At 65.6% G+C, this 413-nt stretch carries 1 protein-coding gene; it reads left to right on the plus strand.

All coding sequences use genetic code 11. The features are described 5' to 3' along the window. Positions 1-413 (plus strand): ABC transporter permease (locus ELR45_RS34435; protein WP_165367410.1); only part of this gene is annotated, 413 nt, incomplete at both ends.

The raw sequence follows: 413 nt of genomic DNA on the forward strand, positions 1-413 counted from the left end.
GAGCAGGACCTGACGAACCGGTTCCAGCCGCTACTGTCCGACGGCCATCTCCTCGGCACCGACGAGCTGGGCCGGGACGTGTTCTCCCGGCTGATCTACAGCCTGCGCACAGCGCTGCTGATCGGCTTCGCGGCCGAACTGCTGGCGCTCGCGATCGCTCTGGTCATCGGCATGTGGGCCGCCTACCGGGGCGGCCGGGTGGAGCAGTGGCTGATGGCGTTCACCGACGTCATGTACGCCTTTCCCAACTACCTGTTCGCGGTGCTACTCGTCGTGATCATGGGCCGCTCACCGCTGTCGATCGTCGTCGCGATCGGGATCGCGTCCTGGGTGAACCAGGCCAGGCTGATCCGGGCACAGGTGCTGAAGATCAAGACGTTCGAGTTCGTCGAGGCCTCCCGGTCCATCGGTAC

The sequence above is a fragment of the Phytoactinopolyspora endophytica genome (assembly GCF_004138495.1).
Classification (GTDB): Bacteria; Actinomycetota; Actinomycetes; order Jiangellales; family Jiangellaceae; genus Phytoactinopolyspora; species Phytoactinopolyspora endophytica.